The 7819-nt window shown below is 69.0% G+C and carries 5 protein-coding genes; 1 reads left to right on the top strand and 4 read right to left on the bottom strand.

Annotation, left to right across the window (positions count from 1 at the left end; all coding sequences use genetic code 11):
- Positions 1 to 884: 884 nt before the first annotated feature.
- On the bottom strand, positions 885 to 2198 hold the full coding sequence (locus FHL80_RS12480) for an NtaA/DmoA family FMN-dependent monooxygenase (RefSeq protein WP_138733737.1): 1314 nt from the start codon (positions 2196 to 2198) through the stop codon (positions 885 to 887).
- A gap of 582 nt (positions 2199 to 2780) precedes the next feature.
- Here FHL80_RS12480 and FHL80_RS12475 point away from each other — a divergent pair.
- Positions 2781 to 3275: a cupin domain-containing protein gene (locus tag FHL80_RS12475; protein ID WP_138733736.1), complete on the top strand. Its 495-nt coding sequence runs from the start codon at positions 2781 to 2783 to the stop codon at positions 3273 to 3275.
- A gap of 620 nt (positions 3276 to 3895) precedes the next feature.
- On the opposite strand, the gene FHL80_RS12470 is transcribed toward FHL80_RS12475, so the two are convergent.
- The 3 genes from FHL80_RS12470 to FHL80_RS12460 all read right to left on the bottom strand — a co-directional run bounded on the left by FHL80_RS12470 (position 3896) and on the right by FHL80_RS12460 (position 7365).
- A complete protein-coding gene (locus tag FHL80_RS12470; protein ID WP_216870672.1) occupies positions 3896 to 4429 on the bottom strand; it encodes a nuclear transport factor 2 family protein in 534 nt (177 codons plus the stop codon).
- Positions 4430 to 4637: 208 nt separating this feature from the next.
- A complete protein-coding gene (locus FHL80_RS12465) occupies positions 4638 to 5486 on the bottom strand; it encodes an isocitrate lyase/PEP mutase family protein (protein WP_138733734.1) in 849 nt (282 codons plus the stop codon).
- A gap of 244 nt (positions 5487 to 5730) precedes the next feature.
- Positions 5731 to 7365 (bottom strand): class I adenylate-forming enzyme family protein, encoded by a 1635-nt coding sequence (locus tag FHL80_RS12460; RefSeq protein ID WP_281283471.1) that lies wholly within the window; start codon positions 7363 to 7365, stop codon positions 5731 to 5733.
- Between the last annotated feature and the right edge of the window lie 454 nt (positions 7366 to 7819).

Here is a 7819-nt window from a genome sequence, read left to right as displayed (position 1 = left end):
GGATTCGCGACGGCGGCGGACGGGCGGAACGAGCGTGGCCGCTACACGGGCCGACTCCACAGCCACGCCGAGCGCGCCTACTCCCAGGCCGGCTGCGCCATCACATCGCCGCACGCGTCAGCGCCCTCCGCCGTGACACAAGTGAGTGACGTCGAACGCGTGCCATCCAGGTCTCCTGAGCTGAGCTGGCGCCGGCAGTGTGACGACGACCTGTCGTGACACTCCGCCCACGGACACCGGGCTCCGCCGGCGTCGGTCACCGCAGGCAGGTCGGTGCGCTGCCGACCGCAGCGCGCCGGCCACAGGCTCCGCCCGGCGGCCGACTTGCGCGCGGCGGGAGTGCACGTCCGCGATCCGCGCGCGGGCGTCGGCCCGCTCTCGGCGGTGGTAGGTCTGCAACATCATTCCGTTGGTCGACAGTTCAGCGCAAAGTGCCCTCAGGCGCGCCGAGGCAGACCGTCACGTTCCGGCACGAGCAGCAAGGACCCGACCTGCCGCCTCGGGGGCGTCGCGGGTGAAGCCCGCGCGAACGGATCTTGCTTCGCTCGTCGGCGAGGCAGCTCGGACCACGCTCCCCCCGACGTCGGAGCAACACGACCGTCGCCCCGAGCCGCATCTCGTGAGCCGTCGCGATCGAACCCGAGGTAGTACTGGGACGGCAAGACCCGCCCGCGAACCCTCTGGCAGTCCCGCACGGACGACCCACCACCGACGACGGCACTAGTCCGCAGCGACCCTCATTCGTGCACGCTCGGTACCCGCTGGTTGTGCAGCCGGTCACGCGCTGCACGACCAGCGGGATGTCACCAGGATGGCTCGCGGCCAGCCACGGCACCCTTCCCCTGTCACGGATGCTGCCGCTCAGGAAGCAGCCCCCTGGGTGCTCAGCGTCGGTACAGCTTGTCGCGCAGCGTTCCGCTGCTGTAGTTCCGCTGCATCAGACCCCGCTCCTGCAAGACGGGCACCGCCTGCTCGATGAAGTCGTACGTGCCCTGCACACCGTCGAGGCAGCTCAGGTTGATCCCGTCAACGCCAGCTGCGCGCCACTTTTCCAGCTCGTCAGCGACTTGCGGTGGGGTGCCGATGAATCGCATCGTGCCGATGCGCGAGACGACGTCGCGGAACGTCCAGGTCTTGTCGCTGGCAGCCTCCGCGAGCATTTTGAAAGACCCCTGCAGCCCGTCGGTCTTGAAGTCCCCGATCGGCTTGTCCAGGTCGATCTGCGACAGGTCGGTGCCCATGGTCGAGCTGTTGAACGCCAGCGCAGCCTCCGAGCTGAGGTGCTCATCCAGCTCCTCGTTCTTACGCTTCACCTCGTCCTCCGTGCTCGCGACGCTCATGCTCAGGTACTGGAACGCCAGCAGGTCGGCCCGCGTGCGGCCGTTCGCCTCCAGCCGGCCAGCCATGTCGTTCAGCAGCTTCTCGGCGCCTTCCGGGCTGCGCGAGCCGACGAAGATGGCCTCGGCGTTGCGAGCGGAGAAGTCGCGCCCATCGTCTGACGTCCCGGCCTGGACGACGACGGGCATGCGCTGCGGAGAAGGCTCGGTCAACGCGATGCCAGGGACTCGGAAACGCTCTCCGGCATGCGCGATCGGGTGGACGAGGGAGGGGTCCGCGTAGACCCGCCGCTCGGTGTCCCGGACGACGGCCCCGTCCTCCCAGGACTCGGTCAGCAGCTTCCGGACGACATCGATGTACTCCTGCGCACGACCGTAACGGTTGGCGTGCGCCTCGAGAGAATCGAAGCCCAGGTTGCGCCAGGCGGATTGTTGGTAAGAGGTGACGACGTTCCACGCCACCCTGCCCTTCGTGAGGTGGTCGAGCGTCGCGACGCGTCGAGCGAACGCGTACGGGTGATCTTGGATGATGTTCGAACTGAACGCGAAGCCGAGGTTCTCCGTCGCGCCTGCGAGAGCAGCGGTCAGGATGAGCGGGTCGCCGAGGGGAAACTGCACGGCTTCCCGAATCGCGGTGTCGGGCGAACTCTTGTAGATGTCGTGGACCCCGCTGAAGTCCGCCCAGAAAATCGCGTCGAAGCATGCGACTTCGAGGGCCTGCGCCAGCCTTGTCTGGTGGTCGAGGTTGAGGTAATCGAACCCCACCGCCCCAGGGTGGTGCCAGGGTGCGCCCACGGGTCCACCTGGGGTGAAGGCCGTGAAGAGGAAGAACCTCAAATCGGGTCGCTGCGTCGTTGTCATCGTTGCTCCGATCCGTGCTTGTTGGACATGTCCTCGTGCGCCTCGAGCGGCGTACGGTTGTCACGATCTGGGCCGTCAGGCACCAGCGCGGTGCTCGTTGTCTTCGTGCTCGAGCACCGCGAACCGGCTGGCTCTGCGTCCGAGCCCCGGGTGCTGAGGACGCGGGCTCGCGCCTCGCGGGTCGATGCCTCGACATAGCCCCTGCGGAGGATGTCTGGCCGTTGTCCTGCGCTCGGGCGGCTGGTCCTGGCGCAGGTCGGGAGCAGGGGCGCCCCAGACGTGCAGAGGGCTCGCCGACGCTCGTAGCCATGGCGACTGGGATCCGGCCTGCCGCGAGCTCGACCCGCCATGATGTGACAGCCAAAACTCTTGATGTCCCATCCCCACCGGCGCTCCGCGGCCCGACGGACGTCCCTGTCCTGGGTCACCGGGCGTGGTCGCCAGCTCGTCGAGGCCGCTCCTGCAGGAGGAACCGGCGCTGCACGGCCTCCCATGAGCCCCCCCCGTGCGGGTCGTATCGCCGATGTGCTGCAAACAGGCTACCATTTGCGGTCAACATGCGCACCAAGGAGGAAGCACCTGATGCGACGCGTGGTCGTAGGGACGAACGAAGAAGGCAAGTCGCTCGTGTTGAGCGAATCCGTGGTGGGTAGCGCGGACGGTCCGGCCGCCTTCCGCGTCGGTGGTGGTCTGCCGAACGTCAAGGTCCCCGGCATCCCCGAGGAGATCCGCACCGAGGACGTACTGATCGTCAACCTGTGGAAGAGCGGCAGCTCGGCCGCGGCCGACGTGGCCGTCGACGAGGCGTCTGATGCGACCGACTTCGCCATGGAACCCGGAGCCGGCGGGCTCTACTGGAGGTACCACGTCTGGGGGGCAGGTCACACCGCCGAGCCGCACAAGACCAACACCCTCGACCTGATGCACGTGCTGAGTGGAGACATCACGCTGCGCCTGGACACGGGGGACGTCACCCTCCAGGCGGGAGACGCCCTCGTCTTGCAAGCTGCCCAGCACGGCTGGAAGGCCGGGGACCAGGGCTGCACGTTCGTGCACCTGATGCGCGCACTGGAGTGACGGCGCGCTGCAACAGAGCGGAGTGGGAGGGCTCGACGCTGTCTCTTACGTCTTCGCCTCCACGCGGTCCGAGCGGGGCGAGATCCACCCGGCGCCGTGAGGACGATGGTCGGCGGACCGTTGCTCGGTCCTCCCCAGCGAGGCGGACCGGGCGCGTGCGTCCTTGGATCCTCGTACGGCGACTGACGACTCGGGCGCCGCTGTGGCCGCGTGGAGGACCGTGGTCAGAACCCGTGATCTGCGGGGTCGGCCGGGTTTCGTGCCTGTAGGGCCCCAGCACGGCGGTCGTCAGCGGGATCGGCCCCCCGGAGCGCGGGCAGTCCGAGCCGATGAACCGCTCCGCGCCCAGAGTCGGCAGGCACACCGGGCGGAGACCTCGTGCCTGTGGGATCAGCACCGGCTCGCCGTCCCCTCGGCGCCCAGCGGCCTCTCGGGGCGAGCCGTCGTCGCGCATGACCGAAGCCGTACGAGTCCCCTGAGGGCGCTTCGTGCTCGCCCAGCACAGGACACCCGTTGCCCAGTTGCGCTGACAGCAGCACCGCTCACCGCGGAGGTGGACCGGGGTGACCTCCGCGCAGTGGCGGCATGCGCACGGGCCCTAAAAGGGACGTCCCGACCCCTCACCAGGACGCTTCGTAGATCGGATCGTCTGGAGCGGCCGCCGAGTGTCGCGCCTTCTCCATGCCGAAGGACTTCCACGCCGGCTCGTACGGCGTCAAAGACGACGTGTCGTACACGACGGTCCGGTGGAGGACCCGCCACTCCCCGTTGCGCTTCTCGAAGAGGTCGCGGTATCGACCGGTGAGCGTGCCGAGCGCCAACCCCTCGTTCCACTCTCGGGTGCAGACGTACAGGAAGTAGGACTCGACCTTGGCTTGGTGACCACCCACGAACTCGACGGATGCGGGGCCGAGGTTGTGGTACGCCGTCAGGATCCCTCGGGGGTTCGCGAGCACGGATGCCAGGAAGCCCTCCGCGGAGCCCTTGTGCAGGCCGTGGTCGTCGGTCCCCTCCTCCCAGAAGATCGTTCTGCTCAGCTGCGGATCCCTGCGGTCGATGAGTCGCGCATAGCGCGTCATGACGTCCTGGATGGCCTGTTTGTCCAGGAGCTCGCGGAGGGCCGTCACCTCGGTCGCGGACAGTGAGTCGGTCATGGTCGCCCTTTCGTTGATCTTGGTCGTTCTTGCTCGTCGTCTGTGCACCCGCGGGCGTGAGCGGGTCATGTCGCCCATCCAGTGCTGCCCCTCGCCAACGCCCCTGGTGGACAGGTCGGTGACGACACGGTCGGGAGGTGGGACCTGGGCCCCGTCTGCGCGTCCGGGTGCAGCCCGTTCCGCGACGGATAGGAAGCCGGCCCGGGCCTCACTGCGACGTGCTGGCACCCCGGTCGTCCGAGCGCGGTGTCTCCCGCGCGACGTGGGCATCGGCGTCCAAGTATTCGAGGATCGCCCGTGCCCCCGAGTGCACGCTGGGGTGGGACTCGAAGTAGCCGCTTGCCTTCCCGGTGGTCGCCAGGACGGCCGCAACCTGGTGGATGGCCGTCATCGAGGCCTCGAGGAGTTCCGTCGGGTGGATCACCATCGAGAACCCGATGGTGGTCATGTCCGTCGCCGTGTAGCCCTCCGGCGGGGCGGTGGTCGCCAACGGGCCGTCGATCGCCGTGGCCAGCTCGGCCAGGATCTCCATCTGGCGGTCGGGCGCCAGGGACCGCCGTGCTCGGCCTTCGAACGTCTGCATGATGGGAAGGACCACCTGCGCGCCCGCCGTCAGGTAGAGGTTGCACCGCTCGACGACCTCGTCCAGACCCAGCTCGTCGGCGTCGGTCCGGGCGATCACGAGGAACTCCTCGTCGTCAGCGGCGTCGACGACGGTGGCGACCCGGTCCACCCCCTCCGACCGCGAGGTGACGATGCGTCCTGGGAGCACGGGGCAGCGCTTGGGATTGGCTTGGTCCTCCACCTGGAGGCCGGCCGCACCGGCGCGATGCACCTCACGGGTGGTCCGCCACACGTTGTTCAGTCCGCCGAATCCAGCGTCGATGTCGCAGAGCACCGGCAGGTCGACCGCCGAGGTGATGCGAGACAGCTGTCCGACCAGTTCGGTGCACGTGACCAGTCCGACGTCCGGCGCCGCCAGCTGGGAGGCCTCCAGGGCGAACCCGGAGAGGAACGCGAAGTCCATCCCGACGGTCTCCACGATCTTCGCCGTCATCGCGTCGTAAACGCCGGCACCGTGCACACCCTCCCCGAGCCGTGAGATCAACCCCGGGGAGCGCGGAGCCCGTCCTGCAACGTCATCGGTCCGTATGCCCACGACTCACCAGTACCCATCCCGGGCGACAGCCCGAACGATCGTGAGCCCAGGTCTCCTCCGGCGAGGTGCCGTCCCCTGGGCAGGACGGTTCGTGCCCCGCCGCGGCCCTGCTGGCCGACGACGATGGCTGTGACGACCCGGCTCACCCAGGCGGTGTGGCGGCTCGCTCATCAGCAGAGAGCGCCTCGGACAGCTCGTCCTGCAGCCTCTGGAGCAGATCGGTCTTCCTGATCTTCGTGGCCGACATCGGCCACTCCGTCGTGAACCGCAGGTGTCGCGGCACCTTGTAGCGCGCCAGCTCCCGCCGGCAGTGCGCCAGGATTTCCTCGGGGTCCACGACCGATCCGGGCACCAGTTCCACGAAAGCAGCGAGCACATGGCCCAGTCGCGCGTCGGGCACGCCCACCACGGCCGCCATGTGGACCGCTGGGTGGGACACCAGGACGGTCTCCACCTCCAGGGCGGCGACGTTCTCCCCGCCGACCTTGATCATGTCCTTCAGTCGACCGGTGAACGTGAGTCGCCCGTCGTGGTCGACCACGCCCAGGTCACCGGTACGCACGAAGCCCTCCGGCGTCCGCACCGACGCAGTCTGGGCCGTGTCTCCCCAGTAGCCGTCGAAGGTGCTCCAGCCTCGGACGGCGATCTCGCCGACGGCACCCTGGTCGAGGACCTCTCCGGTCGCTGGGTCCAGGACGACCAGTTCCACGCCGTCCAGAGGTCTGCCCTGGGTGACCATCCGGCTCTCCACGTCGTCCTCGAGCTCGCTGACGACGCAGACCCCGCCCGTCTCGGTGCTGCCGTAGCACCCGATGACGGTGGATTCGGGCATCTCGTCCTGCAGTTCACGCATGGTGCTGGGGTTCGCGACGGACAGCATGACCCTCAGGTCCGCGAACAGCGACGGGTCCTCCCGCCGCGCGCGCACGATCGCGTCGTTGAACGCGGGGAAACCCGCCCACGTGATCGTGACCTGCTCGCGGACCAGGGCCGCCACCGCGCGCTCGGGCACGAAGTGCGACTGGGTGACGATCGCGGCGCCCGCTGAGAAGGCGCCCACCATCGGGATGAAGAACCCGATGTGGAACACCGGGAGCGGGGCCCAGATCCGCTCGTGCTGCTGCACGCGCAACCGACAGGTGCCGATCGACGTCGCCGTGCGGACCACAGCCTCGTGGCTGATCGAGCAGCCCTTCGGCAGTGCGGTGGTCCCGGACGTGTAGATCATGATCGCGGAGGATCGGACCGGCACCCGGGCACGCGCCGCATCGACGCGTGCGCGCAGTTGCGGCGAGAGGTCGCGCACGTCCATGCGCAGTTCGCCGAAGCCGTGGTCGGAGGCGCGACCGATGACGAGCACCGGCACCGAGAAGTCGGCGGGCAGGGCCTCGCGGACCTGGCGCTCGAAGTCCACGCGGTCGTTCCGCATGCCGGACACCAGGACGACGTCGGGGCGGGAGTCGGTGAGGACATGCCGGAGCTCTCGCGCCGCGAACCGCGTGTTGACCACGACGGTCAGGGCGCCGACGAAGGCACTGCCGAAGAGCACCTGGACGGCCGCCAGGGAGTTCGGCGCCACGACGGCCACCCGTGAGCCCGGACCGACACCCGCGTCCAGGAGCTGGTCGGCGACGAGCTCCGCGGCGGTGACAAGTTCCGCGTAGGTGCTGCGCGAGGTGTCGTCGACCACGGCAAGCTCGTCGGGCCACCGGTTCGAGGCCTCGACGAGGACGTCGCCCAATGTCGCGACACGGCTCCACGCTGGTCTGGGGGACACGGCGGACTCTCCTGTGGTCTCGGCTGTGGTGTGGGGCGTGCGGTGGCTCGGATGCACCAGCGTGGCGTCGGCAGGTCAGGACACCGGCTGGTCAGCCCGCGGCCCACGACGACTGACCTCTGCGGCGCGGTCTACCTGCGCCTGCTCTCGGCCGGAGACCCGGTACGGTCCCGGGCCGGTTTCCCGCATGCACACCACCGTGCCGGCCTTCACCGACCCTCGCCCGAGTGGCTGGCCGCCGCGGGCCGGGGAGCGGGGCGTACGGATGCCCCGTGTGACGACCCCCCGGCACCACACAGGTCCATTCCGCAGGCGGGCAGTCAGTGCGCGGGGGAGGGGCGGTCATGAGTCACTCCGTCGGATCGGAACAGGGGCCTATTAAAGGTGACCGTGATGGTGATGTCCAGCCCACGCCGTCCTGCCGCTCGTCGGCGATGGGTGCCTGAGGCGTCTG

This window comes from Modestobacter excelsi (assembly GCF_005930495.1).
GTDB classification, from domain to species: Bacteria; Actinomycetota; Actinomycetes; order Mycobacteriales; family Geodermatophilaceae; genus Modestobacter; species Modestobacter excelsi.
This window is presented reverse-complemented; position numbering and strand designations above follow the sequence as displayed.